25 protein-coding genes are annotated in these 25,839 nt (G+C 65.7%); 17 read left to right on the top strand and 8 right to left on the bottom strand.

Annotated features, from left to right (window positions below):
- Positions 1-6: 6 nt before the first annotated feature.
- Positions 7-1,431: an aldehyde dehydrogenase family protein gene (locus AQZ50_RS00940; protein ID WP_067741340.1), complete on the bottom strand. Its 1,425-nt coding sequence runs from the start codon at positions 1,429-1,431 to the stop codon at positions 7-9.
- Positions 1,432-1,634: 203 nt separating this feature from the next.
- On the opposite strand from AQZ50_RS00940, the gene AQZ50_RS00935 reads away from it, so the two are divergent.
- The gene (locus tag AQZ50_RS00935) at positions 1,635-3,962 is read left to right on the top strand and encodes a putative bifunctional diguanylate cyclase/phosphodiesterase (protein ID WP_067741337.1); all 2,328 of its coding nucleotides are present in this window, start codon (positions 1,635-1,637) and stop codon (positions 3,960-3,962) included.
- Between the two features lie 22 nt (positions 3,963-3,984).
- Here the strand turns inward: AQZ50_RS00935 and AQZ50_RS00930 are convergent, their stop codons facing one another.
- From AQZ50_RS00930 to map, 4 genes are all read right to left on the bottom strand, one after another.
- Positions 3,985-4,485 carry a CHAP domain-containing protein gene (locus AQZ50_RS00930; protein WP_067741334.1) on the bottom strand — a complete coding sequence of 167 codons (501 nt, stop codon included), beginning with the start codon at positions 4,483-4,485 and terminating at the stop codon, positions 3,985-3,987.
- A 203-nt stretch (positions 4,486-4,688) separates the two neighbouring features.
- Complete coding sequence (gene glnA, locus AQZ50_RS00925; RefSeq protein WP_067741331.1) at positions 4,689-6,098, bottom strand: type I glutamate--ammonia ligase; 1,410 nt, start codon at positions 6,096-6,098, stop codon at positions 4,689-4,691.
- A 153-nt stretch (positions 6,099-6,251) separates the two neighbouring features.
- Positions 6,252-6,590, bottom strand: coding sequence for a P-II family nitrogen regulator (locus tag AQZ50_RS00920; RefSeq protein WP_067741328.1), 339 nt, complete (start codon positions 6,588-6,590; stop codon positions 6,252-6,254).
- A gap of 304 nt (positions 6,591-6,894) precedes the next feature.
- Positions 6,895-7,722, bottom strand: a complete 828-nt coding sequence (gene map / locus AQZ50_RS00915; protein ID WP_067741326.1) for a type I methionyl aminopeptidase — start codon at positions 7,720-7,722, stop codon at positions 6,895-6,897.
- Positions 7,723-7,816: 94 nt separating this feature from the next.
- Here map and AQZ50_RS00910 point away from each other — a divergent pair, with 94 nt between their 5' ends.
- Genes AQZ50_RS00910 through argC form a run of 3 tightly spaced genes read left to right on the top strand, consistent with a single transcriptional unit; the run spans position 7,817 to position 10,583 of the window.
- On the top strand, positions 7,817-9,241 hold the full coding sequence (locus AQZ50_RS00910) for a leucyl aminopeptidase family protein (protein ID WP_067741324.1): 1,425 nt from the start codon (positions 7,817-7,819) through the stop codon (positions 9,239-9,241).
- Positions 9,242-9,297: 56 nt separating this feature from the next.
- Positions 9,298-9,657 carry an SH3 domain-containing protein gene (locus tag AQZ50_RS20855; protein WP_067742295.1) on the top strand — a complete coding sequence of 120 codons (360 nt, stop codon included), beginning with the start codon at positions 9,298-9,300 and terminating at the stop codon, positions 9,655-9,657.
- Complete coding sequence (gene argC / locus AQZ50_RS00900) at positions 9,654-10,583, top strand: N-acetyl-gamma-glutamyl-phosphate reductase (protein ID WP_067741322.1); 930 nt, start codon at positions 9,654-9,656, stop codon at positions 10,581-10,583. The genes AQZ50_RS20855 and argC overlap by 4 nt, the downstream gene beginning before the upstream one ends.
- Positions 10,584-10,585: 2 nt before the next feature.
- Here argC and AQZ50_RS00895 read toward each other — a convergent pair whose 3' ends face one another.
- Both AQZ50_RS00895 and AQZ50_RS00890 read right to left on the bottom strand, forming a co-directional pair.
- Entirely contained in the window at positions 10,586-11,959 is a 1,374-nt protein-coding gene (locus AQZ50_RS00895) for an alkaline phosphatase family protein (protein ID WP_067742292.1), read from the bottom strand.
- A gap of 100 nt (positions 11,960-12,059) precedes the next feature.
- A complete protein-coding gene (locus AQZ50_RS00890) occupies positions 12,060-12,377 on the bottom strand; it encodes a 2Fe-2S iron-sulfur cluster-binding protein (protein ID WP_067741320.1) in 318 nt (105 codons plus the stop codon).
- A gap of 179 nt (positions 12,378-12,556) precedes the next feature.
- On the opposite strand from AQZ50_RS00890, the gene AQZ50_RS00885 reads away from it, so the two are divergent.
- Positions 12,557-13,174: a DNA-3-methyladenine glycosylase family protein gene (locus AQZ50_RS00885; protein ID WP_067741317.1), complete on the top strand. Its 618-nt coding sequence runs from the start codon at positions 12,557-12,559 to the stop codon at positions 13,172-13,174.
- A 56-nt stretch (positions 13,175-13,230) separates the two neighbouring features.
- Positions 13,231-14,043 carry an SDR family oxidoreductase gene (locus tag AQZ50_RS00880; RefSeq protein WP_231730043.1) on the top strand — a complete coding sequence of 271 codons (813 nt, stop codon included), beginning with the start codon at positions 13,231-13,233 and terminating at the stop codon, positions 14,041-14,043.
- Here AQZ50_RS00880 and AQZ50_RS00875 read toward each other — a convergent pair.
- Positions 14,040-14,333 carry a 4a-hydroxytetrahydrobiopterin dehydratase gene (locus tag AQZ50_RS00875; RefSeq protein ID WP_067741314.1) on the bottom strand — a complete coding sequence of 98 codons (294 nt, stop codon included), beginning with the start codon at positions 14,331-14,333 and terminating at the stop codon, positions 14,040-14,042. The two genes, AQZ50_RS00880 and AQZ50_RS00875, sit on opposite strands and share 4 nt — an antisense overlap.
- Positions 14,334-14,391: 58 nt before the next feature.
- Here AQZ50_RS00875 and ccmA point away from each other — a divergent pair, with 58 nt between their 5' ends.
- The 11 genes from ccmA to mraY all read left to right on the top strand — a co-directional run bounded on the left by ccmA (position 14,392) and on the right by mraY (position 25,838).
- Complete coding sequence (gene ccmA, locus AQZ50_RS00870; protein WP_067741311.1) at positions 14,392-14,967, top strand: heme ABC exporter ATP-binding protein CcmA; 576 nt, start codon at positions 14,392-14,394, stop codon at positions 14,965-14,967.
- 11 nt (positions 14,968-14,978) lie between these two features.
- Positions 14,979-15,650 (top strand): heme exporter protein CcmB, encoded by a 672-nt coding sequence (gene ccmB / locus AQZ50_RS00865; protein ID WP_067741309.1) that lies wholly within the window; start codon positions 14,979-14,981, stop codon positions 15,648-15,650.
- Positions 15,651-15,726: 76 nt separating this feature from the next.
- Positions 15,727-16,725 carry a cysteine synthase A gene (locus tag AQZ50_RS00860; RefSeq protein ID WP_067741306.1) on the top strand — a complete coding sequence of 333 codons (999 nt, stop codon included), beginning with the start codon at positions 15,727-15,729 and terminating at the stop codon, positions 16,723-16,725.
- Positions 16,726-16,779: 54 nt separating this feature from the next.
- A complete protein-coding gene (locus AQZ50_RS00855) occupies positions 16,780-17,148 on the top strand; it encodes a hypothetical protein (protein ID WP_231730042.1) in 369 nt (122 codons plus the stop codon).
- Between the two features lie 541 nt (positions 17,149-17,689).
- The gene (locus AQZ50_RS00850; RefSeq protein WP_231730041.1) at positions 17,690-18,202 is read left to right on the top strand and encodes a division/cell wall cluster transcriptional repressor MraZ; all 513 of its coding nucleotides are present in this window, start codon (positions 17,690-17,692) and stop codon (positions 18,200-18,202) included.
- Positions 18,199-19,167: a 16S rRNA (cytosine(1402)-N(4))-methyltransferase RsmH gene (gene rsmH / locus AQZ50_RS00845; RefSeq protein ID WP_067742287.1), complete on the top strand. Its 969-nt coding sequence runs from the start codon at positions 18,199-18,201 to the stop codon at positions 19,165-19,167. The genes AQZ50_RS00850 and rsmH overlap by 4 nt, the downstream gene beginning before the upstream one ends.
- Positions 19,164-20,018: a hypothetical protein gene (locus AQZ50_RS00840; protein WP_067741299.1), complete on the top strand. Its 855-nt coding sequence runs from the start codon at positions 19,164-19,166 to the stop codon at positions 20,016-20,018. Before rsmH ends, AQZ50_RS00840 begins: the two co-directional genes overlap by 4 nt.
- Before the next feature lie 143 nt (positions 20,019-20,161).
- Positions 20,162-21,799: a peptidoglycan D,D-transpeptidase FtsI family protein gene (locus AQZ50_RS00835; protein WP_231730077.1), complete on the top strand. Its 1,638-nt coding sequence runs from the start codon at positions 20,162-20,164 to the stop codon at positions 21,797-21,799.
- Positions 21,796-23,250, top strand: coding sequence for a UDP-N-acetylmuramoyl-L-alanyl-D-glutamate--2,6-diaminopimelate ligase (locus AQZ50_RS00830; protein ID WP_067741296.1), 1,455 nt, complete (start codon positions 21,796-21,798; stop codon positions 23,248-23,250). The genes AQZ50_RS00835 and AQZ50_RS00830 overlap by 4 nt, the downstream gene beginning before the upstream one ends.
- The gene (gene murF / locus AQZ50_RS00825; RefSeq protein WP_067741293.1) at positions 23,247-24,773 is read left to right on the top strand and encodes a UDP-N-acetylmuramoyl-tripeptide--D-alanyl-D-alanine ligase; all 1,527 of its coding nucleotides are present in this window, start codon (positions 23,247-23,249) and stop codon (positions 24,771-24,773) included. Before AQZ50_RS00830 ends, murF begins: the two co-directional genes overlap by 4 nt.
- Positions 24,774-25,838, top strand: a complete 1,065-nt coding sequence (gene mraY / locus AQZ50_RS00820; protein WP_067741289.1) for a phospho-N-acetylmuramoyl-pentapeptide-transferase — start codon at positions 24,774-24,776, stop codon at positions 25,836-25,838.
- The last annotated feature ends 1 nt before the right edge of the window (position 25,839 follow it).

The raw sequence follows: 25,839 nt of genomic DNA, 5'->3' as shown, positions 1-25,839 counted from the left end.
GATGTCTTACGCGTTTACAATGGTCTTCACTTCCATGAAGTCCTTCAGCCCGTGGCGACCGCCTTCGCGACCGTTGCCCGACTGCTTGTAGCCGCCAAACGAGCCGCCCTTGACGCCGCCCCACTGGTTCACCGCGACGAGCCCTGCGCGCAGCTTGCCGACCACGCCCTTGGCCGCTTCCGGATCGCCGGTAACGGTCGCCGACAGGCCGTAGACGGTCCGGTTGGCCAGTTCGATCGCTTCGTCGAGCGTATTGTAGGTGGTGATCGTCGCGACGGGGCCAAAGGTTTCCTCGTGGAAAATGGTCATGTCGGGAGTCACGTCGGAAAAGACCGTCGGGCGGATGTAATAGCCGCGGTTGAAGCTGTCGGGCAGGCCGGGGCCGCCCTGGAGCAGGCTCGCGCCTTCCTCGATCGACTTTTCGATCAGGCCCTGCACTTTGGTCCATTGCGCCTTGTTGACGACCGGGCCGATGTGCCCGCCTTCTTCGGCCGGATTACCGACTTTGACAGCGGCGAAATAGTCGCGGACGAAAGCTTCGGCTTCGGCCTTGCGCGCGGCAGGAACGAGGATCCGGGTCGGGGCGATGCAGCTTTGGCCGGTGTTGGCGACAATGCCCTGCAACGTTCCGGGCAGGTTGGCGGCGAAATCGGCATCTTCGAGCACGAGGTTGGGCGACTTGCCGCCCAGTTCCTGATGCACGCGCTTGACGGTGTCGGCGGCATTCTTGGCGATCTGAATGCCGGCGCGGGTCGAGCCGGTAAAGCTGACCATATCGACATCGGCATGCTTGGTCAGCGCGACGCCGACGCCCAGGCCATCGCCCTGAACGAGGTTGAACACGCCCGGCGGCACGCCTGCTGCATCAAGCACTTCGGCAAAGATCACCGCGTTCGACGGGCATTCTTCCGAAGGCTTGAGAATGACGGTGTTGCCCGCGAGAATGCAGGGCGCGATCTTGGCGCAGATCTGGTTGAGCGGCCAGTTCCAGGGGGTGATCGCGGCCACGACGCCGATCGGTTCATAGACGATGCGCGCATTGGCGCCGGGAACCGGCTCGTCCCAGTCAAACCCGTCGAGCGCTTCGAGCGTGCCGAGCAGATAGCCGATGCCGGCACCGGTCTGCGCGGTGGCGGCAAAGCTGATCGGCGCGCCCATTTCCTCGCTGATGACGTGCGCGAAGTCGGGGATCCGCTTCTTGTATTCGGCGATGATCCGCGTCAGCAGCGCGGCGCGTTCTTCGAGCGATGTCTGGCTATAGCTGGCAAAGGCGCGCTTGGCGGCGGCAACCGCCTTGTCCACGTCGGTCTCGCTGCCGAGCGTGATCGCGGCGCAGGGTTCTTCGGTTGCAGGGTTGATCACTTCGTAGCGGCGACCGCCTTCGCTAGCCACCCACTGCCCGTCGATATAGTGTTTCAAGAGTTCGCGCATGATTCCTCCGACGGCGCGAGTCTTGCTGCGCCGTTCATCAGCCACTGTGGCGTGGCGCGCCCAAAAAGCAAGATGGGTGGCAGGTTGCAACCGGCTTATGGCGGTCGGACGAGTGCTGTACCGGCCCACTCGGTATTTTCCGCTATGGTTGTTCCCCGTCGGGACTAACCATTTGTTCGCAAAGGATCGCTTATCCGGGGGGCATGGGCCTCGCACATTTCCGGCGCCATGATGCGGAGCGGCAGATCGCTACCGGGCTTCGCACCGGCTGGATTGCGCTGGCCACATTTCTGGGGTTGATCGCGCTGTCGGCGGCACTGGTTGCGGCCTTCGAACATGCCATCGTGGTCGCCGACGATCTCGCGCGCGACGATGAACGCCAGCGCGTGCAGCGCTTTCTGGCTCGTGCGATGGAGGCCGATGTCGCGGCCGAAATGGGCCTGATCAACTGGGACGAGGCGGCGCGCCGCGTCCGTGATCATGCCATGGCCAAGCGCTGCTCGGCGCGGGATACGGGCTGGCTCGATCGCGAATTCGGCCATTATGCCTGGACCACCTATGGCACCGATCAGGCGTTCCTCGTGCGCCCCGACGGCACCCTGGTGCGCGCCTGGGAAAGGGGCAATCCGGTCGATGATGCACGGTATCGGCCTTTGCGCGCGCAGATCATGCGCCTGATCGCGGCCAGCACGGCCCCCGGGCAGACGATCGGCGTTGCGACCGGGATGATGCGCCTGATCGACGGCCGCCAGTGGCCGGTCGACCGGGCGGGGATGATCCTGCCGCGTTGGGCCGGGGGGCTGATGCGCGCGTCGGGCCGGGTCGACATGGTGACGGCGGCCTCGATCGTGCCCGACCGCGATGCCGCGCTGCTGACTCCGCCGCCGATCTACTTCGTGACCATGCAGGGACTCGAACCTGCGGTCATCACCCGGATGCGCCGCGATCTGCTGTTGCCCGATCTGGGCCTTGCCCTCGAGCGCGGGCAGTCTTCGGGCGATAATGTGGTGCCTCTCGCAGCGATCGACGGCAGCCCGCTCGCCTGGATCCGGTGGACCGCGAAAAGTCCGGGGCCGACGATCGTGCGGAGCACTGCGCCCATGCTGTTGGCCTGGATACTTCTGTTTCTGGGCGTGCTGATCGGGGGCAGTGTGGTGTTGCGGCGGACACGGCGCACTGCGCGCGAATTGCTGGCGAGCGAGGCGCAGGCGCGGCACAATGCGTTGCACGATGGCATGTCGGGCCTGCCCAACCGCGTTCATTGCACGCAGCGGCTGCGTCATGAACTGGCCGCGTGCATCGCCGGTGAAGTGCGCGGCGACGTGTTTGTCGCCTACATCGATCTCGACGGCTTCAAAGTGGTCAACGATACGCTGGGCCATCATGTCGGCGATGAACTGGTGCGTCAGGTCGCCCTGCGGCTGCGCGCGATGCTTCCCGCCGGCGATTTCATCGCCCGGTTTGGCGGCGACGAATTCGTCGTGTTGCGCCGGGGCGAAGGCGGCCGGGCGATGGCCGACCGGTTCGGCGGGCAAATCATGGATGTGCTGCGCGAGCCATTCGTGATCTCGGGCAATTCGATCGACATCACGTGTTCGTGCGGTATCAGCTGGGGCCCGGCGCAAAGCGAAGACCCGGGCGAGCTTTTGCGTCGTGCCGACATCGCGCTCTATCGCGCCAAGCAGCGCGGGCGTTCGCGCTATTGCCGCTTTACGCGCGACATGGATGCCGGTGTGAAGCTGCGGCTCGATCTGGAAATGGAGCTGCGCCGGGCGATTGCGCGCGAGGAACTGTCGGTCGCCTATCAGCCGCTCGTCGGTGTCGGCGGAAATCGGCGAAGTGGCGAGATCCTTGGCGTCGAGGCGCTGTTGCGCTGGCAGCATCCCGAACGCGGGGCGATCCGGCCCGACTTGTTCGTCCCGATCGCAGAGCAGGGCGGGTTGATGATCCCGCTCGGCAACTGGATGTTGCGCCACGTTTTCAGCGAATGCCGCAATTGGCCGGCATGCGACATTTCGGTCAATCTGTCGCCGATCCAGATCATGGCGGGCGATTTTACGGCGACGATGGCGGGGCTCGTCGCCGAGACCGGAATCGATCCGGGGCGGGTGGTGCTGGAAATCACCGAAGGGGTCATGCTCGATCGGTCGGAGCATGTCATGACCGTGTTGCGCGAATTGGGCCGGATGGGTTTTCGCATCGCGCTCGACGACTTCGGCAACGGCTATTCGAGCCTGAGCTATTTGCGCCTGTTTCAGTTCGAACGAATCAAGATCGACCGTTCATTCGTGTCGAACATCGAAACCGATGCCGACGCGCTGGCGATCTTGCGCGCAATCGCCTCGCTTGGCCAAAGCCTGCGCATGAAAGTCGTCGCCGAAGGGGTCGAAACCGATACGCAGCTGCGCTTGGTACAAGCCGCAGGCTGCGAGATGGTGCAGGGCTATCTGTTCTGGAAACCGATGCCGGCAGAGGAACTGCTGCCGCTGCTCGGTCCGGCGCAGGGGGCCGAAGTGCGCCGCTCAGCCTGAGCGGGGCGCAGGATCAAGCGATTCAACCGGCGTCGGTATCGCTGTCGCTGGCCTTGCTGGCGGTTTCGGTAGCCGGGTAGATGAAGCCGAAAGCGGGCGAAGGGCGCAGACCGAGCGAGGCGGTCGGGCCGTACCACACGCGGACTTGCGACCAGTCGCCGGCGTCGGACACGTCGACGGCCATGACGCCCTTTTCGACCGCGCCGGGGCGCGACCAGTTGGCATGGCTGATCAGGACGTGGCGTTCATCGATCACTTTGCTGACCACCGCGACATGGCCCATCGGCATCGCGTGGGTCGCGCGGAATGCCAGGACGGCACCTTTGCGCGGGGCATTGCCACGGGCATAGACGCCCTCTGCATGGCCCCACCAATCGCGCGCATTTCCCGAAAGCTGCACTGCGGAAGCCTGACGCGCATAAGCCACGCACTGCAGCCGGGCATGGGCTGCGGCGGGAACCGCGACCGCGCTGGCAAGAGCGAGAAGGCCGGTGACAGTGCGGAGGAGAGGTGAACGCTGCATGAGCGCATTCCTAAGGATTTGAGCTGATTCGCAAACCCCGCGGCGGTTCGGTTCGCCGCTCGCGCCCAACCGTTCGTCCCGTCGCGCGGCGCCTTGTGGAAAACCGGTGCGCATTTGTGTGCGCCGCAACGAAAAGGGCGCCCGGACCAGTGTCCGGGCGCCCGTTCGGCACCCCTTTGTGGGGGTGCGCAGTGCCTCTTTGATCAGGCGCTGTAGTACATGTCGAATTCGACCGCCGACGGGGTCGTTTCCCAACGCGACACTTCGGGCCACTTCAGCTCGATATAGGCATCGATCTGGTCCTTGGTGAACACGCCGCCTTCGAGCAGGAATTCATAGTCGGCTTCGAGCGAGTCGAGAGCTTCGCGCAGGCTGGCGCAGACGGTCGGAACCAGCGACAGTTCTTCCGGCGGAAGGTCGTAGAGGTTCTTGTCCATGGCTTCGCCCGGGTGGATCTTGTTCTTGATCCCGTCGAGACCGGCCATCAGCATCGCCGCGTAGGCGAGGTAGGGGTTGGCCATCGCGTCGGGGAAACGGAATTCCACGCGCTTGGCCTTGGCGCCCGCGCCATAGGGGATGCGGCACGAAGCCGAACGGTTGCGTGCCGAATAAGCCAGCAGCACCGGCGCTTCAAAGCCCGGCACCAGCCGCTTGTAGCTGTTGGTGGTCGGGTTGGTGAACGCGTTCAGCGCCTTGGCATGCTTGACCACGCCGCCGATGAAATAGAGGCACATGTCCGACAGACCGGCATAGCCGTTGCCGGCAAACAGCGGCTTGCCTTCGTTCCAGATCGACATGTGGGTGTGCATGCCCGACCCGTTGTCGGCCTTGATCGGCTTGGGCATGAAAGTCGCGGTCTTGCCATAGGCCTGCGCGACCTGATGCACGACATACTTGTAGACCTGCATGCGGTCGGCGGTCTGGACCAGCGTGCCGAAAGTCAGGCCGAGTTCGTGCTGGGCCGAGGCCACTTCATGGTGATGCTTGTCGCAGGGCAGGCCCATGTCGAGCATCGTGCGGACCATTTCGCCACGGATATCGACCAGGCTGTCGACCGGCGCGACGGGGAAATAGCCGCCCTTGGCGCGCGGACGGTGGGCCATGTTGCCCGCTTCGTAGACGCGGTTCGAATTGGTCGGCAGCTCGATGTCGTCGATCTTGAAGCCGTTGCCGTCATAGTCGTCATAGAAGCGCACATCGTCAAAGACGAAGAATTCGGCTTCGGGACCGACATAGATGGTGTCGCCGATGCCGGTCGCCTTGAGATAGGCTTCGGCGCGCTTGGCGGTCGAACGCGGGTCGCGCGAATAAAGCTCGCCGGTCGAAGGCTCGACGACGTCGCAATTGATGATCAGCATCGGCGAGGCCGAGAACGGATCGACATAGATCGCATCGAGGTCGGGCTTGAGGATCATGTCCGATTCGTTGATGGCCTTCCAGCCCTCGATCGACGAACCGTCGAACATCAGGCCGTTTTCCAGCTCATCTTCGCCGAGCACCGAAGCAACCATGGTAAGATGCTGCCACTTGCCCTTGGGATCGGTGAAGCGCAGGTCGACCCACTCGATCTCCTCGTCCTTGATCTGGGCGACAATGTCCTTAGCTGTTGCCATTGCTGGTCCTTCTGGTTGCCCCTTGCGGCGGGGCTTTGACATGATGCGGGGTAATCAAGCGGGTTTGCCGCAGTGTGGCCGGTCCCCACCCTGCCACGCGGCGCAAGCACCCCCGGCGCGCCCTTTTTGCAAGGGGCACGCCAAAAGGGGCAATCAGATCGCGTCGTCGTCGCGTTCGCCGGTGCGGATGCGCAGCGCGCTTTCGACGGGAATGACAAAGATCTTGCCATCGCCGATGCGCCCGGTCTGGGCCGCCTGCGCAATCGCTTCGACCACCCGGTCGACCAGCGAATCGGCAACGACGACTTCAAGTTTCACTTTGGGCAGGAAGTCGACGACGTATTCGGCGCCGCGGTACAACTCGGTATGGCCTTTTTGTCGGCCAAAGCCCTTCGCCTCGGTTACGGTAATGCCGGATGCGCCCACTTCGTGCAGCGCTTCCTTCACTTCGTCCAGCTTGAAGGGCTTGATGATCGCTTCGACCTTCTTCACTCGATCTGACCCCTGCGAGCCGTCCCGCTTCAACCAGCGCACCTTTGGGTCGGTGTCTGGCGAACCGGATACGGCGGTTTTTCCCGGCGGCGTGTCGCATACCTAGAATCGTGCCACGCCCAATCATTGGTTCCTAGGCCATCGCCGGGCTTCGCGAAAGTCGCAAAATGCGAGGGGACGGCAAGATAAGAACGGACTGTGGCCATTTGACATTACGCAAATTACGCCCGACTTTGCGAAAAGTGCATAATATTTACGCAACCGCTGCTTAATTATTGGGCATGCGCTGTCTTTGCTGTCGCGATCACAGATAGGGCGGGAAATGGCGTCCCATCGGGCTGAGCGTGAAAATCTCGTGGCCCTGCTCGGTGATTCCGATCGAATGTTCGAACTGCGCCGACAGCGACCGATCGCGCGTGACCGCCGTCCAGCCATCCTCGAGGATCTTTACCCCCGGCTTGCCGAGATTGATCATCGGCTCGATGGTGAAGATCATGCCGGGCTTCAGTTCCGGGCCGGTCCCGGCGCGGGCGGCATGGACCACTTCGGGCGCGTCATGGAACAGGCGGCCAAGTCCGTGACCGCAGAAATCGCGCACCACGCCATAGCGAAAGCGTTCGGCATGGGCCTGGATCGCTGCGCCGATGTCGCCGAGCCGGGCGCCGGGGCGCGCTGCGTCGATGCCGATCATCAGGCATTCATACGTCACTTCGACCAGCCGTCGCGCCTTGAGCGGGACATCGCCGACAAGATACATGCGGCTCGAATCGCCGTGCCAGCCGTCGAGCAGCGGGGTTACGTCGATATTGACGATGTCGCCATCGCGCAGCGTGCGGTCGGACGGGATGCCGTGGCACACCACATGGTTGATCGAGATGCAGCACGAATGGGTATAGCCGCGATAGCCCAGCGTCGCGGGCAGCGCGCCCGCCGCCAGCGTCATCTCGCGCACGACATCGTCCAGATCGGCCATCACCGCGCCGGGCACCGCCAAAGGCGCCAGCGCATCGAGGATTTCGGCAGCAAGGCGGCCCGCCTTGCGCATGCCTTCAAAGGCGGCGGGGCCATGCAGCTTGATCGTGCCGTCGCGGGGCTGAAGTTCGGTCTCGTCAGCGATTACATATTCGGTCATCGCCCCAATGTAGCGTGGCCGGGGCGTTCTGGCGAGGGGGGCTTGCACCACTTTCCGCTCGCATAGGCGGCCATCGTGCGGCAAGACTTCGCAGATGACCGACCGCCATGCACTGATCCAGCCTGATCGCGGGCAAAAAGCCATTTCGATCCACCTCGTTGCCAGGGGCGGGCTCGATGCGCTGCTGCGATCGCTTGGCGAAAGTCCGCGTGCCGCGATCGCCGCGCAGAAGTTCGAGGCCGGGCCGGGCGAAGTGGCGATTGTGCCCGATGGCAACGGCTGGTTCGCGCTTGCCGGGACAGAGGAGGGCGACCAGCTCGGGACCTGGGCGCTGGCGCGGCTGGCCGAAGTCCTGCCGGGCGGAACCTATCGCATCGCGCCGCATGCTTCGGCAGGTGGCGCGGCGCTGCCCCGGATGAGCGCGGCTCTGGTCGGCTGGGTCTGTGCGCAATATCGTTTTGATCGCTACAAGACCGATGGCGCCGTCATGGAGCCGCGCGTGTTGCTGACCAGGGAAGCCAAAGCGATTGCCCCCGCGCTGGCGGAGGCGGGCGCGATCGGGCTGGTGCGCGATCTCGTCAACACGCCTGCCGAAGACATGGGGCCCGCGCAGCTTGAAACCGAGGCGCGGGCGCTTGCGAAAACCTTTGGCGCGGAGATCCACGTCGTTTCCGGCGATGCGCTCGAACGCGATTATCCGATGATCCATGCCGTGGGCCGCGCCGCATCGCGCCATCATGCGCCGCGCCTGATCGAGCTGGAATGGGGCGATCCGAAACACCCGCGCGTCGGCGTGGTCGGCAAAGGCGTGTGCTTCGACAGCGGCGGGCTCGATTTGAAGACCGGTTCGGGCATGGCGCTGATGAAAAAGGACATGGGCGGCGCGGCCCATGCGCTGGCGCTGGCGCGGCTGGTGATGGAACACGCGCTGCCGGTGCGGCTGCATCTGCTGATCCCGGCGGTCGAGAATGCGGTTGCCGGCAATGCCATGCGTCCGGGCGACATCTTGCGTTCGCGCAAGGGATGTTCGGTCGAAGTGACCAACACCGACGCCGAAGGGCGGCTGATCCTGGGCGACGCGCTGACCCGTGCGAGCGAGGCGAGCCCTGAACTGCTGATCGATTTTGCCACGCTGACCGGCGCGGCGCGCGTGGCGCTGGGCCCCGATCTGCCGGCGGTGTTCGCGCGCAAGGATGAAACCGCCGCTGCGCTCGCCGCTGCCGGAGCAAAAGCCGATGACCCGGTCTGGCGTCTGCCGCTCCACGACGGCTATCGCGAATATCTCAAATCGGATGTTGCCGACATGGTCAATGCCCATGCCAACGGCTTTGCCGGGGCGAGCGTTGCGGCGCTGTTTCTCGACCGGTTTGTCGGCGAAGGCATCGACTGGGTCCATTACGATACATTCGCCTGGCGCCCGGTGGCAAAGCCCGGTCGGCCCAAAGGGGGCGAGGCGCTGGGCCTGCGCGCCGCCTGGGGGCTGCTGATGTCGCGCCATGGCGGGAGCCACGCGGCTTGAACCCGGCGGCTATTTCCCCTACGCGCCCCGCTTTGCCTTTGCTGGACACCGGACCCTTGAGCGCTGACCTGTTGCCTGCCGATCTGACCGCGAATCTCACGCGGCGCGATTTTCCTCTCGCGCATCCGTCCGAGGTGTTCGACCCGTTGCGCCGTCCGGTGCGCGGCGATCTGGCGCATATCCGCTGTGCCGGGCGCATTTTCGTGCCGCATTATGCCGTGCCGATGCCGCATCGCGTGATCGCGGGCGGTGCGGCGCTGTTGCGCAGCCTGCGTCGGGATGCCGAAGTTCTGACCGATCTTGCGCCGGGCGATGTGTTCAACGTGCTCGATATCGCCGGCGGCTGGGCCTGGGGGCAAGTGGGCGATGACGGGCTGGTCGGCTATGTGCCGATGACCGCGCTGGAGGCAGCATGACGACCGGTGTTTTCATTGACGGCGCGGCGGGCACCACCGGGCTGGAAATCGCCGCGCGGCTGGCGGGGCGGAGCGAATTTTCGCTGATCACGCTCGCCGATGACCGGCGCAAGGATGCGCAGGCGCGCGCCGAGGCGCTCAATGACGCCGATGTCGTGATCCTGTGCCTGCCCGACGATGCCGCGCGCGAAGCGGTGGCGCTGATCGCCAACGACCGGACCCGCGTGATCGATGCCTCGACCGCGCATCGCGTTGCCGAGGGCTGGACTTATGGCTTTCCCGAAGTGATCGGGCGCGACACTGTCGCCGCGGCCAAGCGGATCGCCAATCCGGGGTGCTATCCCACCGGCTTCATCGCGCTGGTGGCGCCGCTGGTGCGGGCCGGGCTGTTGCCCGTCGCCTGGCCTTATACGTGCCATGCGGTGTCGGGCTATTCGGGCGGCGGCAAGGCGCTGATCGAACGTTTCGCGCGTGAGCCCGGGATTGCCTGGCGCGGCTATGCGCTTGAATTCGGGCACAAGCATGTCCCCGAGATGCAGGCTTATGCGCATCTCGCGCTTGCGCCGCTGTTTGCGCCCGCCGTGGTTGCGGCCTATCGCGGCATGGTCGTCGAAGTGCCGCTGGCGCTGTCGATCATTCCCGGCGCGCCCGATCCGGCGCTGCTGCGCGATGCCTTGCGGGCGTTCTATGCCGGTTCGCCGGTTGTCAGCGTTGCCGATGATCTGCCCGAAGGGGGCGAGATCGTGCTGCGCGAAGGTGCCCCGGCATGGGACGGCCTGCGCCTTCATGTCATTGCCAGCGCGGACGGCAGCCAGGCACGGCTGGTCGCCGAACTCGACAATCTGGGCAAAGGCGCGAGCGGCGCTGCGGTGCAGAGCCTCAATCTGATCAGCGGCCTGCCCGAAACGGCGGGGCTGGTGCTCTAGGACTAAGGCAGTACGGGCAGCGGCGGCTTTTCCGCGCCGGGCAGCGCGGCGCCCATCGCACGCGCCAGCGTCGGGGCGATCGCGCGCATGTCCACTTCGCCAAGGTCGCGCGCTTTGGCAATGCCGGGCCCCGCGATCAGGAATGCCGAGCGCATTTCGGGCGCGGCGGGGAAATAGCCGTGCATCCCCTTGTAGGCCGCAGACGGCAGCGTGAGCGGCAGGCCGCTTGACAGGAATGGAGCTGCGACCGCGCCGATCTTGAGATTGACATAGAACACCGCGCGCGGGTTTCCGCCTGCCGCCGCAATCGCCGGTTCGGCAATGACTTGCGCGATATGCGCCGCAGGGTTTGCCGCCAGCCGTTCGAGCAGATTGCCGACTTTGGCACGCAGGCCTGCGTCTTCGGGATGGGCGAGCACGATCGCGAACGAGCCGCCGGTGGCCCAGGGCGTCGCTTCCCAGCCGCTGATCTTGCCCCCGGCATCGATCGTCACCAGCCCGGCATCGATGAACGGGCGATAGAGGTTGATCGCGGTATCGGCGGGGGCAAAGCCATGGTCGCTGACCACGGCAATGACCGCATCGGGATGAAACTGGCGCTCGATCGCGATGATGTCTCCGACCAGACCGTCGATCGTTTCGAGCGTCTTGCGCGCTTCGGCCGAGCCCGGCCCGGTCAGGTGCTGCTGATGATCGAGCGAGGCCAGATAGACGGTCAGAAAGCCGGGCTGGTGATGGCGGATCAGCGATTGCGCAAAGCCCGTGCGCAGCTTGTCGCCGCCGAGCGTTTCGTCCTTGCCGTCGGCATAGCCTTCGCGCCGCGCCGCTTCGAGTTCGGCGACAAGGCCCGGCGTGGCCAGCGCGCGCACCAGTTTGCGGTCGTCGGGATGGCCGGTGCGCCAGATCTGCGGCAGGTTCCAGGTGACATGCGCCGCGCCGACCGAAACCGGCCAATGCACGTTGCCCGTGGTCAGCCGCGCGCGAAAGGCCGCGTCCCACAGCGTTTCGGCCTTGTTGTCCTCGGCATACCAGTACCAGCCGTCATCATTGATATGCATCGGGTCGAACGTGGTGTTGGCGACGATTCCGTGATGCGCGGGTGAAACCCCGGTGATCAGCGTGGTGTGGCTGGGGTATGTCAGCGTCGGCAAGACGCCGACGACGCCGCGGGCATAGCTGCCATTGGCCAGAAACGCCGCAAGGTTGGGCAGGTTCAGCCCGCGCTGGCGTGCATCGATCACATCGGCGGGGCGCAGCCCGTCGATCGAAATGAGCAGGACCGGGCGGGCAAGCGCGGGCAGGGGCACCAGCGCAAGCAAGGCAAGCAGGCAGGCAACCACGCGCCCGAACCAGCGGGTCATGCTCTGTTGCGGCATCGTGATTCGCTCCTGCACCATGGCTTCGATCCGATGCATTCAGCAAAAAGGCCCGCCTGCCAAGGGGCAAGCGGGCCTTTTGCAGAGCGGGTCGACCGGCTCAGTCTTCGGGAGCGATCGTCACCTTGAGGCCGTCGAGCGCGTCGGTGATCGCCAGCTGGCACGACAGGCGCGACGTGCCGTCGCGATATTCCGAGCTGTCGAGCAGGTCGTTTTCGTCTTCGCTCATCGGCGAAAGCTTGTCGGCGAAGGCGGGGTCGACGAACACGTGGCACGTCGCGCACGAGCAGCAGCCACCGCACAACGCCAGAAGCTCGTCAAAGCCGTTGTCGCGGATCGCTTCCATCACCGTGGTCCCGGTGGTGGCATCAATGGTCTTTTCTTCGCCCGCGCGGTTTACGACAGTCAGCTTCGGCATGGTCCCAGATCTCCGCTTTCGCAAACGCGCGCTTTCGGCAAATTCGTCGGCCGACGCCACGCGTGCTTGTCCCTCTTTGGGCCGGGCTGCTATCGCTCCTGCGTGTCTTTGGCAAGCCTGCCCGATGCGCGAGAATAAAAGGATGGCCGGATGGGAATAGTCGAAGGGGGGCGAGCATCATGGGGCTGACCGCCGAACAGCTTCGCTGCGGGCTCGATCATGTCGGGCGGACCAGTGCGCCGCTGGCCGATGCGATTGCCCGAGTCGGCTATCCCGAACCGCGCATTCGCGCGCGCGGCTGGCACACCTTGCTGCGCACGATTGTCGGGCAGCAAGTCAGCGTGGCCGCTGCCGCCTCGGTCTGGGCACGGCTCGAAGCCCTTCTCGGAACCGGGATGGCGCCCGATGCCGTGCTGAAGGCCTCGTTTGACGATCTGCGTGCCTGCGGCCTGTCGCGGCAAAAACAGGGCTATGCCCGATCTCTGTGCGAGCTGGTCGCAGATGGCGCGGTCGATTTCGAAGGGTTGCCCGACGACGATGAGGCGGCCATCGAATTGCTGACCCGGATCAAGGGGATCGGCCGCTGGTCGGCAGAGATCTATTTGCTGTTTGCCGAAGGGCGGCCCGATATCTGGCCCGCAGGCGATCTGGCGGTGCAGGCGGGGCTGGCGAAATTGCTCGCGCTTGAGGCCCGGCCCGATGAGCGCAGCACGCGCGCGCTGGGCGAAATCTGGCGCCCGCATCGCGGCGCGGTCGCGATCTTTACCTGGCATTGCTATAACAACCCGGCGCTTTGAAACGGCGCGGCGCTGTGTCAAACTCGTTTCAAATCGAAACGGGATGGGGCATTATGGTGGACAGGACGGCGGGCGCTGCAAAGGCAATTTTCATCACCGGCGGCGGGTCGGGAATCGGTCGCGCCGTGGCACGGAAATTTGCCGCCGAGGGCTGGTTTGTCGGGCTCGGCGACATCAGCGAGGAGGGTATGGGCGGCACGCGCGCGCTTTTGCCCGAAGGTCGCTGCTTTACCGTCCGCTTCGACGTGCGCGACCGGGGGCAGTGGGATGAGGCGCTGGCCGCTTTTGCCGCCGAGGCGGGCGGTATCGATGTCCTGTTCAACAATGCCGGCATTCCCATCGGCGGCGCGCTGGCCGACCTTGCCCCCGAAGAGATCGAGCGCGTGCTCGACATCAATCTCAAGGGCGTGATCTTTGGCGCGCAGGCGGCCTATCCCTGGCTCAAGGCGCGCGCGCCGGGATCGTGCCTGCTCAATACGGCGAGCGCGGCGGGCATTTATGGCGTGCCGGGCGGGGCGGTCTATTCGGCGACCAAGTTCGGCGTGCGCTCGATCACCGAATCGCTCGATGGCGAATGGGCCGCCGACGGCATTGCCGTGCGCGACCTGATGCCGGGGTTCATCGAGACGCCGCTGCTGGATATTGCGCCCAATCGCAAGAGCAATGAACTGATCCGCGACCGGGTCGGGACTGCTGGCCTTGAAATCACCCCGGTCGATGTCGTGGCCGAGGCGGCGTGGGACGCGGTTCATGGCGAACGACTGCATACGCTGGTTGGCAAGACGGCCCGTTCGGCGCAATTTGCCTCGCGCTTTCTGCCCGGCATGCTTCGCCGCCGCAATCGCACGGCGGGCCGTCCTCTCGGTTAGACGCCGAAGCTGTCGATCGCCCCGGCCAGCGCCAGATCGCGCGTCGACAGTCCGCCGGCGTCGTGCGTGGTCAGGCGAATTTCGACGCGGTTGTAGACGTTGAACCATTCCGGGTGATGGTCGGCCTTTTCGGCGACGATCGCGACGCGCGCCATGAATCCGAAAGCCTGGGCAAAATCGGCGAAAATCAGCGTGCGTTCGATGGCCAGGCCGTCTTCGCTCAGTATCCAGCGAGGCAAGTCTGCGAGCGCGCGGTCGCGTTCGGCTTCGGTCAGTCGTGTGATGGCCATGGCTCCTTGTTCTCCCGCTGCTTGTTCGATCCGCCTGTTTCCCCTATCGGCTGCGCGGATGCAACCATGCCGCCTTTTTGCCGAAGAGCTTGCCTGTCGCCGGGGCGATCGGCTGTTGTTGCGCAGGGTCGGCTTTCGCCTGGTTGCAGGCGATGCGCTGCACCTTGCCGGGCCGAACGGGATCGGCAAATCGAGCCTCTTGCGCATCCTTGCCGGGCTGATGCGGCCTTATGCCGGGCGGATCGATGCGAGCGGCACGATTGCCCTGTCCGACGAACGTCTGCCGCTCGATGCGCACCGCCCGCTGGGCGCGGCGCTCGATTTCTGGCGTCGGCTTGACGGAGCCGGGGCGCAAAGCTCGGATTTCGGGCTGGAAGACCTGCACGACGTGCCGGTGCGCTATCTTTCGACCGGGCAGCGCAAGCGCGCGGCGCTGGCGTGTCTGTCGGCGAGCGGCACGGGCATCTGGCTGCTCGATGAGCCGCTCAACGGGCTCGACGCGTATTGGGCCGGCGTCGCGCAGGCCGCGATCGAGGCGCATCGTGCAAGCGGCGGGATCGCGGTGATCGCTTCGCATCAGCCGCTCGATCTCAAAGGGCTGGTCGTGCTGCCGCTGCTGGATCATCTGCCATGAGCCGTACTGCCATGAGCGTTACCGGGCGCCAGCTTTGGCTGATTTTTCGGCGCGATTGCGGGCTTTTGCTCGGTGGTGCGCGCGGGCGCGGCGGGGCGACTTTGCCGCTGCTGTTCTTTCTGTCGGTGGCGATGCTGTATCCTTTTGCGGTGGGGCCCGATGTGCGGCTGCTGGCGCGGACCGGGGCGGGGGTGATCTGGGTCGCGGCCCTGCTCGCGGCGATCCTGCCTTTGGATCGGCTGGTCGAGCCCGATGTCGAGACCGGCTTTTTTGACCAGTGGGCCTTGCGCGGGCTGTCCGAAGAAGCGGTCATGCTGGTGCGGATCGTGGCGCACTGGCTGTGTTTTGGTGTGCCGTTGATGCTGGCGACGCCGATTGCGGCGGGGCTCTTGTCGCTCGAAGGCACGCAATTGGTGCGGCTCGAGCTGGGATTGCTGGCCGGGACGCCCGGGCTGGCGGCAATCGGGGTGACGATCGCGGCGCTGACGGCGGGTCTGCGCGCCGGGGCGGCACTGGGCGGCCTGCTGCTGATTCCGCTGGCGGTGCCGCTGCTGATCTTTGGCGCGGGGTCTTTGCAACCGGGCGGCGAAGACGGGCTGGCTCTGCTGGCGGCGGCGAGCCTTGTCGCGGTGGCTGTCGCGCCGTTTGCCGCAGGGGCCGCGATCCGCGCTGCCAGAGAGTGACGCGAATAGCGGGGCTATTGCGGCCAGAGTGCATTTTACGTTGCCGATGCCGCAGGTCTTTTCTACCTGTTCGGCTATGACCCTGACGCCCGCGCTCCACGACACGCTTTCGCTTATCGGCAACACGCCGCTGGTCCTGCTCAAAGGGCCGAGCGAGGCGGCCGGGGCAGAGATCTACGGCAAGTGCGAATTTGCCAACCCCGGCGCTTCGGTCAAGGACCGCGCCGCCTTGTGGATCGTGCGCGATGCCGAACAACGCGGGAGCCTTGCGCCGGGCGGAACGATCGTCGAAGGGACGGCGGGCAATACCGGGATCGGGTTGGCGCTGGTGGCCAATGCGCTCGGCTATCGCACCGTGATCGTCATGCCCGAGACGCAGTCGCGCGAAAAGATGGACACGCTGCGTGCGCTGCGCGCCGAACTGGTGCTGGTGGCCGCCGCGCCGTTTTCCAATCCGGGCCATTTTGTCCATACCAGCCGCCGCATTGCCGAGGAAACCGAAGGCGCGATCTGGGCCAACCAGTTCGACAATATCGCCAATCGCCGCGCCCATATCGAAAGCACCGCGCCCGAAATCTGGGAGCAGATGGAGGGGCGGATCGACGGCTTCACTTGCGCGGCGGGCACCGGCGGCACGCTGGCAGGCACCGGGCTGGGGCTCAAGGCGTTTGACGAAAGCGTCACCGTCGCGCTGACCGATCCGCATGGCGCCGCGCTTTACAACTATTATGCCCATGGCGAGCTCAAGGCCGAAGGCAGCTCGGTCGCCGAAGGGATCGGGCAGGGGCGGATCACTGCCAATCTCGAAGGCGCGCCGATCGACACGCAATTCCGCATGTCCGATGAAGAGGGGCTCTACTGGGTGCGACGCCTGCTCGCCGAGGAAGGGTTGTGCCTTGGCCTGTCGAGCGGGATCAATGTCGCAGGCGCAGTCGCCCTGGCCAAGGCGCTCGGGCCGGGCAGCCGGGTGGTGACGATCCTGTGCGACACCGGGTTTCGCTATTTGTCGAGCCTCTACAATCCGGCCTGGCTCGAAGCAAAGGGCCTGCCGGTCTTCCCCTGGCTCTCCGCTTAGGCTAAAACCATCGGCATGGCCTTGCTCGGCAAGACATCCGAACGATTGAAGCGCATGCGCACTCGTTCTTCCGGCTTTGTCGGCGCGGTGGGTGATTCCGCCGCCGATGGTGTGTCAGGCGCTCTGCAAAATGGTCCGATGCCCGGTTTTCCGGGCTCGCGCGAATTGCGCGCGCAGGCGGTGCATCGGCTGCAAGTCGGGATATTCGGGCTGGCGACGATGCTCTTGCTGGTCAGTCTTGCCAGCGTGATCATGCAGCGGGTCAAGACCGCCGACCGCAGCGCCGTGGCCGCAGCGCCGAACGGCGCGGCCAGCGCGTCGCCCGCCAACGATCCGCTGGTCGATCTGGGCGTCGCTCCGGAAGTTCCCGTGGGCGGCAATGCCCCCGCGCACAAGCCTGCCAAGCCCGAATCCGCGCACTGACCCCAAACTCCTGACCCTGCCTCACTGACCCCGCGCTGACTGCGCGCATTCGCGCAAGGGACGGGAAAATACGGGACGGGGCATCGCTGACGCGCGCCCGGTCTCGGTTGGAGGCGCCGACTTCTGCGGAATTCCGATCCTTTTCGCCGAGTCGCGGTTGCGCGGGGTCCTGTTTGCGCAGTTTGCGGGAAAATGCGGGACAATCGCTGCACCAGCGTCTCCACCATTTCGACAGATTCAGGGATTCCCATGCTTTTGCGGTATTTGCATGGTTAGCGCAGTGTTGCGGAACTCTGTTTGTGCGGGGCGATAGCACGCAACAGATCACGTAGAATCAACGGGATTCCGCTTAGTCCCGTAATTTCCCGTTGTAGCCCGCATTATCCCACGATAAGACTGTGCCATCGGGACGAAATCCTTGCCGCATCCCTGGGGGATGAACCGCCGCGCCATGCGCGCGGCGGGGCGGAGGATTTTTGCCTTGTGAGTTTATTTTTTTGCTGCGCGGCCCCGGTTGGCCCGCGCGAAATGGGGGCAGTGGGTGACGGGTTCGCCGTCAAATTACTGGGGACAGGGCTTTTCGCCGCGTGGCGACAAGAGCCGCTTTGTCTTGCCCGCCGACTTCCGCGCCGCTGTCCTTGCCGCCTCGGGCAATACCCCGACACTGTGCCTCGACAAACATCACAAGCTGCCCTGCCTCGTCGGTTTTGGCCTGTCCCGTGCCGAATCCTTTGCCGGGCAGATCCTGCATGAAGAACGCATTGCGCTTGAACGCGGCGAACCGTTCGATGCCGACGAGCGCGCCGCGCAGCTTTACGGCTTTTTGCGCACGAAGTTCGACGACTCGGGCCGCTTCATTCTGCCCGACCATCTCGCCGAACAGGCGCAAGTGGGCGAGGCGCTCTATTTTCATGGCGGCGGCGGCCATTTCACCATCTGGGCGCCCGACGTGCTGTTTGCCATGGGGTCCGGCTGGGACAGCGCCAAGGCGACGTGCCGCGCGTTGATGGCCGAAACGGCCGCGCGCGGTCCGGGGCGGAGGGCGCGCAAATGACTGGTCCGCACATGAATGCCCCGCATATTCCCGTCCTGCTCGACGAAGTGCTCGCCGCGCTGGCTCCGGCGCCGGGCATGGTCATCGCCGACGGCACATTTGGCGCGGGCGGCTATTCGCGCGCCTTGATGGCGGCGGGCGCGCGGGTTCACGGTTTCGATCGCGATCCCGACGCGATTGCCGCCGGCAGCGCTCTGCCCGAAGCCGCCGGGCCCGATGCCGCGCTGATCCTGCATCACCGCCGCTTTTCCGAACTGGCCGAAGCGCTGCGCGAGGCCGGGGTGACCTCGGTCGACGGCGTGGTGCTCGATATTGGCGTCAGCTCGATGCAGCTGGACCAGGCCGAGCGCGGTTTTGCCTTTTCCACCGACGGCCCGCTCGACATGCGCATGGGCCGCGAGGGCGAGAGCGCGGCGGATTTCCTCAACACCGCCGACGAAGCGGACATTGCCGACGTGCTTTACCGCTATGGCGAAGAGCGCCAGTCGCGGCGGATCGCCCGCGCGGTGATTGCCGCGCGCCCGCTGAGCACGACGCGCCAGTTTGCCGAAGTCGTGCGTCGCGCGCTCGGCTGGCGCCCCGGTGCGCCCAAGGATCCGGCGACGCGCAGTTTTCAGGCCGTGCGCATCCATATCAATGGCGAGCTCGATGAACTGGCCGCCGCGCTGTCCGCTGCCGAGGCCGTGCTTGCCCCGGGCGGGCGGCTCGCGGTGGTGACCTTTCACAGCCTCGAAGACCGCATGGTCAAACAGTTCCTGCGCGAAGCGTCGGGCATGGTGCCCGGCGGATCGCGCCACTTGCCCGAACAGGCGCACAAGGCTGCGCCGGTTTTCGGCAAGCCCTCTCCGGCAATCCGGCCGGGCGAGGAAGAGCTGGCGCGCAACCCGCGCGCGCGTTCCGCCACTTTGCGCTGGGCCATCCGCAGCGATGCCCCCGCGCGCAATCCGAGGGATCTTGCGGCATGATGGTCACCGCCCGACGCCTGCGCTCGATTGGCTGGATGGCCACGCTGGTGGTCTGCGTTGCGCTGGTCATGGTGCTGGCGTTCCGCGTCAACGCGCTGCGCAGCCAGGTACACCAGTCCGACGCGAAGATCGTCGCGCTCAAGCAAGAGACGATGTACCTCGAAACCGAATTCGAAACCCGCGCCAATCAGCAGCAGCTGAAAAACTGGAACGATGTCGAATTCGGCTATGTCGCGCCGGTGGCCACGCAATATCTCGACAACGAGCGCGAGCTTGCCTCTTATGCCAAGCCGGTCGAAGCGGGGGCGCCCGCGCCGATCCGCGTGGCCAGCGCGGATGACGCGGTGGTCGCGGCAGCGGCGTTTCCGGCCATGGTTTCGCCCCTGACCGGTCGCCCGGTCAGCGAGGCGAGCGATGCGGTCGATCATGTGGCGGTAACCGCCCCGGTTGCGCACGATGACAGCGATGCGCCGCGGCCCGCCCACAAGGTTGCGGCGGCGTCCGGCCTTGCCGGGCTGGGCGATCGCCTTGCCACGGTGCATCACGCGGCCCGCGACAGCGCGAAAACGCCCGCGCACAAAGTCGCCGCGAAGGGCCTCGCAGCCAAGGACAAAGGCAGCAAGGCCAGGGACGCCAAGGCGCTTGCCGCGAAGAAAGCAGCCGGGCAAAAGGTCAAGAGCGCGCGGGCACCGGTGGAAAAGTCGCCGTCGCGGGCTTTTGCCGGGCGTGCGGTGCGGCCAAAGGATCGTTTTGCCAGTGCCGACCGGACCAGTGCTGTTGGGCATCGCCATGCAGGGAACGGCACGCCGCTGATCAAGCTTGCCTTGAAGGATGCAAAGACGGTCAAGTGAACGCCACCAGCCCTCCGGGAGCCCCCAACGCCAGCAGGCCGAGCGCGATCGGGCCCAGTGCCATTTCCGGAGCCACCGCGACCGGCCGCCTTTATCTTGCCAATTTGCGTCAGCGCTCGTTGCAGACCGCGCGAAAGCGTCTGATGTGGGTCGTGGTCGGCTTTGTCTTTTTCACACTGACCGCGTTCGTGCGCATCGGGCAATTGGGCTTTGTGTCGCAGACGCCGGACCATGGCGCCGCCGCCGATGCGCTGGTGCCGCCGCGCGCCGAAATCACCGATCGCAACGGCGTGCCGTTGGCGCGCGCGTTTCCCGCCTATTCGTTGTGGTTCAATCCCAAGGCGCTGGGCCCCAAGGGCCAGCCGCTGGTCAAGACGCCCGAGGAAGTCGCCCGCGCGCTCGTGCAGATCTTTCCCGACGAGGATTATGCCGACCTGTTTGCCAAGCTCAAGGCGGGCAAGCCGACCTATCTGCGCCGCCGCGTCCTGCCCGAAGAAGCCAACAAGATCTTTGCGCTGGGCGAGCCCGCGCTCGAATTCCCGCGTGAGACGCAGCGGTTCTATCCGCAGGGCTCGCTTGCCGCCCACGTCCTCGGCTATGTCGATGAAGAAGGCCATGGCAAGCTGGGCATGGAAGAAGTGCTCGATGCGCGGCTGATCGATCCGGCGCACCGGGCCGAGCCGGTGGCGCTGTCGATCGATGCCCGGGCGCAAGGCGCGATGGAAGACGAGCTGTCGCGCGGCATGCTTGAAACCCATGCCAAAGGTGCCGCGGGGATCATCCTCGACGTCGATACCGGCGAAGTCATCGCGCTCGCCTCGCTGCCCAGTTTCGATCCCAACCGGGGCGATCTGGCGCGCAATGCGCTGGTGTTCAATCGCGCTTCGAACCAGGTCTATGAACTGGGTTCGACGTTCAAGCCGTTTACCATCGCTTCGGCGATCGATGCCGGCGTGGTCACCGACATGGCCGTGCGCTATCCGGCAACCCCGCTCAAGATCGACGGCTTCACCATTCACGACAGCCACGCATTCGGCGCCTCGCTCAATGTGCCCGAGGCGCTGATCCATTCGTCGAACATCGTAACCGCGCAAGTCGCCGACAAGCTGGGCGGGCAGCGCCTGCGCGATACGATGATCGCGCTGGGCATGAATGCGCGCCCGACGATCGAATTGCCGGCCAAGGGTTTCCCGATCTGGCCCAAGGGCGAATGGCCGCGCCTGCGCACGATGACGGTCAGCTATGGCCACGGGATCGCGGTCACGCCGCTGCACCTTGCGGCGGGCTATGCCGCGCTGGTCAATGGCGGAATCTGGCGTCCGACGACGCTGTTCAAAGTCGATCCGGCGCATGCACCGGAAGGGCGCCGCGTGTTTCAGGCATCGACCAGTGCGCGCATCCGGCAGCTCCTGCGCCTGATCGTGGTCGACGGAACCGGCAAAAAGGCCGACGCGTCGGGCTTTCGCGTCGGCGGCAAGACCGGCTCGGCGGAAAAGGCGGGCAGCCACGGATCGGGCTATCGCAACAAGACCGCGATCATCGCCACATTCGCCGCCGCTTTTCCGATGGACCGACCGCGCTATGTCGTCATCGCCATGCTCGATGAGCCGCAGGCGACGCAGTTGACGTCGGGCCAGCGCACCGCTGCGTGGAACACCGCGCCGGTCGTCAGCCGCGTCATCGCGCGTACCGGCCCCTTGCTCGGCGTGGTGCCCGATGGCAGGCGCGATGTCGACGTGTCCGACCTGACGCCGCTGGTGGCCAACGGAGATGGGGAATGAAGCTCGCAGGATTGCTTGCCGAAGCCGGTATCGAGGGAAACGCGGTGGATCCGGGCGCCAATGTGACCGGCTTTGCCATCGATCATCGCAAAGTCGCGCCGGGCACGGTGTTCGGCGCCTTTCCCGGTACGCGCGTCAATGGCGAGGATTTTATCCCGGCCGCGATTGCCGCCGGTGCGATTGCTGTGGTGGCGCGGCCGGGTGCAAAAGTCGAAGGCGCGGTGCATATCGCGTCGGACGAACCGCGCCGGACGTTCGCGGCGATCGCGGCGCGGTTCTTTACCCCCGTGCCCGCAACGATCGTCGCGGTGACCGGGACCAACGGCAAGACTTCGACCGTCGAAATGACGCGCCAGATCTGGCGCATGGCCGGGCATCGCGCCGCCTCGATCGGTACGCTGGGCGTGACCACGGCGGACGAAAGCATCTCGACCGGGCTGACCACGCCGGACATCGTCACTTTCCTTGCCAATGTTTCGGGGCTGGCGCGCGAGGGGATCAGCCATCTGGCCTATGAGGCGTCAAGCCACGGGCTGGATCAGTATCGCAACGAAGGGCTGACGGTCGCAGCGGGGGCCTTTACCAATCTGTCGCGCGATCACCTTGATTATCACACCACGTTCGAAGCCTATTTCGCGGCCAAGATGCGCCTGTTCGACGAGGTCGTCGCCGATGACGGCGCGGCGGTGGTCTGGGCCGATGACGAATGGTCGGCGCGGGCGATCGGCCATGCGCGCGCGCGCGGCCTGCGCCTGGTGACCGTGGGGGCGGCGGGCGAGACGATCCGGCTGACCGCGCGCACGCCGACGCTGCTCGGGCAAACGCTCGACCTCGTTTACGAAGGGCGGCAGCGCACGCTGACGCTGCCGTTGATCGGGGCCTATCAGGCGGCCAATGCGCTCGTCTCGGCGGGGCTCGTGCTGGCGACCGGCGGCGATGCGGAGCGCACGTTCGAGGCGTTGACGCGGTTGCAGCCGGTGCGCGGACGGCTCGAACGCGCCGCGATCAGCGCGGCCGGAGCGCCGGTCTATGTCGATTACGCGCATACCCCCGACGCGCTGACGGCGGCTTGCGAGGCGCTGCGCCCGCATGTGAAAGGGCGGCTGATCCTGGTATTCGGCGCGGGCGGCGATCGCGATCCGGGCAAGCGCGCGCCGATGGGCGCGGCGGCGGTTGCCGGAGCGGATGTCGCTATCGTTACCGACGACAATCCGCGCGGCGAAGACCCGGCGGCGATTCGTGGCGAGATTCTGGCCGGATGCGCAGGGCGCGCGCGCGACATTGGCGACCGGCGGGCGGCGATTGCGGCGGCGATTGCCGAGGCACGGGCCGGCGACATCGTGCTGATCGCGGGCAAGGGACACGAACAGGGGCAGATCATCGGACGGGGCGAGGCCATGCGCATCCTGCCGTTCGATGATGTCGCCGTAGCGCGGGAGTCTACAGGATGAGCGCCATTCTCGACTGGCCGATCGAAGCGTCCGACAGGCACGGAACGGCCTTGTGGACCGCCTCGGAGATTGCCGAAGCGACCGGGGGCAGCGTCGCAGGCGGCGATTTCGCCGTATCGGGCGCCGCGACCGACAGCCGCGAAGTCATGGACGGCGACTTGTTCATCGCGCTTTTGGGCGAGGCCGCCGACGGCCATCGCTTTGTCGACGGTGCTTTCGCGAAAGGGGCGGCGGGCGCGCTGGTCGATCGCGCGGTGGCGCATCCCCATGTCCTTGTCGGCGATACCACGCTCGCGCTCGATGCGCTGGGTCGCACGGCGCGGGCGCGGATCGATGCCGAAGCGCGGGTGATCGGGGTGACCGGGTCGGCGGGCAAGACCGGGGTCAAGGAAGCGCTCTATGCCGCGCTCGACCGGTCGAGCCGGGGGCAGGCGCATCGCTCGGTCAAAAGCTACAACAACCATGTCGGCGTGCCGCTCAGTCTCGTGCGGATGCCCGCGCGCACGCGGTTCGGCATTTTCGAAATGGGCATGAACCATGCGGGCGAACTGGCCGCGCTGACCCGGCTGGTGCGCCCGCATGTCGCAGTGGTGACGACGATCGCGCCTGCACATATCGGCCATTTTTCGGGCGAAGCGGCGATTGCCGAGGCCAAGGCGGAAATCTTCGAAGGGCTTGAGCCGGGCGGCACCGCGATCATTCCGGCAGACAGCCCGCATGTCGAAGTTCTGGCCGCAGCGGCCGGGCGCCATGCCGCGCGGGTGGTTCGCTTCGGGACCGGCGCCGATGCCGATGTCCGGCTGATCGACGCGCTTCCAACGGCGGGCGGGGGCACGCTGGTCACGACCGAATTTGCCGCGAGCACCGGTATGGCGCGCAAGCTGTGCTATACCGTTTCGCAACCCGGCGCGCATTGGGCGGTCAATTCGCTGGCCGTCATGGCGGCGGTTGCGGCGGTGGGCGGCGATCTGGGCGCGGCGGGGCTGGCGCTGGCCGAATTGCCCGATCTTGCCGGGCGCGGCGCGCGCCACCGGATTTTTGCCGAAGACGGCGACGGATCGGGCAGCGCGCTGCTGATCGATGAAAGCTATAATGCCAATCCCGCCTCGATGCGCGCGACGATCGCGCAATTGGGGGCCACTCCGGCGCGGCGTCGGCTTGCCGTGCTGGGCGCGATGAAAGAACTGGGCGAGGCGGGCGAGCGCTATCATGCCGCGCTGGCCGAGCCGCTGGTCGCGGCGGGCGTGGCGCGCGTTTTGCTGGTCGGCGCGGAAATGGCAGCATTGGCCGATGCGCTGGGGAAAATCGAGCGATCATCGCTTGCCGCCGGGATCGAGTTCGTCCACGTGCCCGGCGCCGCTGCGGCTGCCGAAATCGTGGCTTCGCCCGATTGGGCGCCGCAAGGCGGCGATGCGATCCTGATCAAGGGGTCCAATTCGGTCGGGCTCGGCGTGCTGGTCAAGGCGCTGACGCAGCGCGGGGCGAACACATCTGATGGTCGGCTGGCGACCGGGGACGTTTGAATGTTGTATATTATCGCGCAGTGGCTTCATTTCGAAGGGCTGACCAACCTCATTCGCTATCAGTCGTTCCGTTCGGGCGCGGCGCTGCTGACTGCGCTGACGATCGGCCTGTTCATCGGTCCGCGCTTCATCGACATGTTGCGCATGCGCCAGGGCAAGGGGCAGCCGATCCGCGCCGACGGGCCGCAGACTCACCTTGCCAAGCGCGGCACGCCGACGATGGGCGGGCTGATGATCGTGATCGCGCTGTCGGTGGCGCTGTTGCTGTGGATGGATCTCAATAGTCGTTATGTCTGGGCCTGTCTGGTGGTGACGCTGGGCTTTGGCCTGATCGGCTTTCTCGACGATTATGACAAAGTGACCAAGTATGCGCACAAAGGCGTGCCGGCCAAGGCGCGTCTGCTGGGCGAATTCATCATTGCCGGGATCGCGGTTGCGCTGGTGACCACCCAGACCAATCTCTATGTCCCGGTGTTCAGCAATCTTTATATCCCGATGGGGCCGTTCTATTACCTGTTTGCCGCATTCGTCATTGTCGGCGCGGGCAATGCGGTCAATCTGACCGACGGGCTCGACGGGCTGGCGATCATGCCGGTGATCATCGCGGCGGGCACTTTCGCGATCATCGCCTATCTCGCCGGGCGCGCCGACTATGCGCATTATCTCGGCATTCCGCATGTTCCCAAGGCGGGCGAACTGGCGATCTTTTGCGCGGCGGTGATGGGCGCGGGGCTGGCATTCCTGTGGTTCAACGCGCCGCCGGCGGCGGTGTTCATGGGCGATACCGGCAGCCTTGCGCTCGGCGGCACGCTGGGCGTGATCGCGGTTTCGGTGCATCACGAGATCGTGCTGGCGATTGTCGGCGGGCTGTTTGTGATGGAGGCGGTTTCGGTCATCGTTCAGGTCTTCGTTTACAAGCGGACCGGGCGGCGGGTGTTCCGCATGGCGCCGATTCACCATCATTTCGAACAGCTCGGCTGGCAGGAATCGACTGTGGTGATCCGTTTCTGGATCGTCTCGATCGTGCTGGCGCTGCTCGGCCTGGCCACGCTCAAGGTAAGGTGAC

This window comes from Novosphingobium sp. Fuku2-ISO-50 (assembly GCF_001519055.1).
GTDB lineage: Bacteria > Pseudomonadota > Alphaproteobacteria > Sphingomonadales > Sphingomonadaceae > Novosphingobium.
The sequence above is the reverse complement of the archived record's forward strand: the minus strand, read 5'-3'. Positions and strand labels throughout refer to the sequence as shown.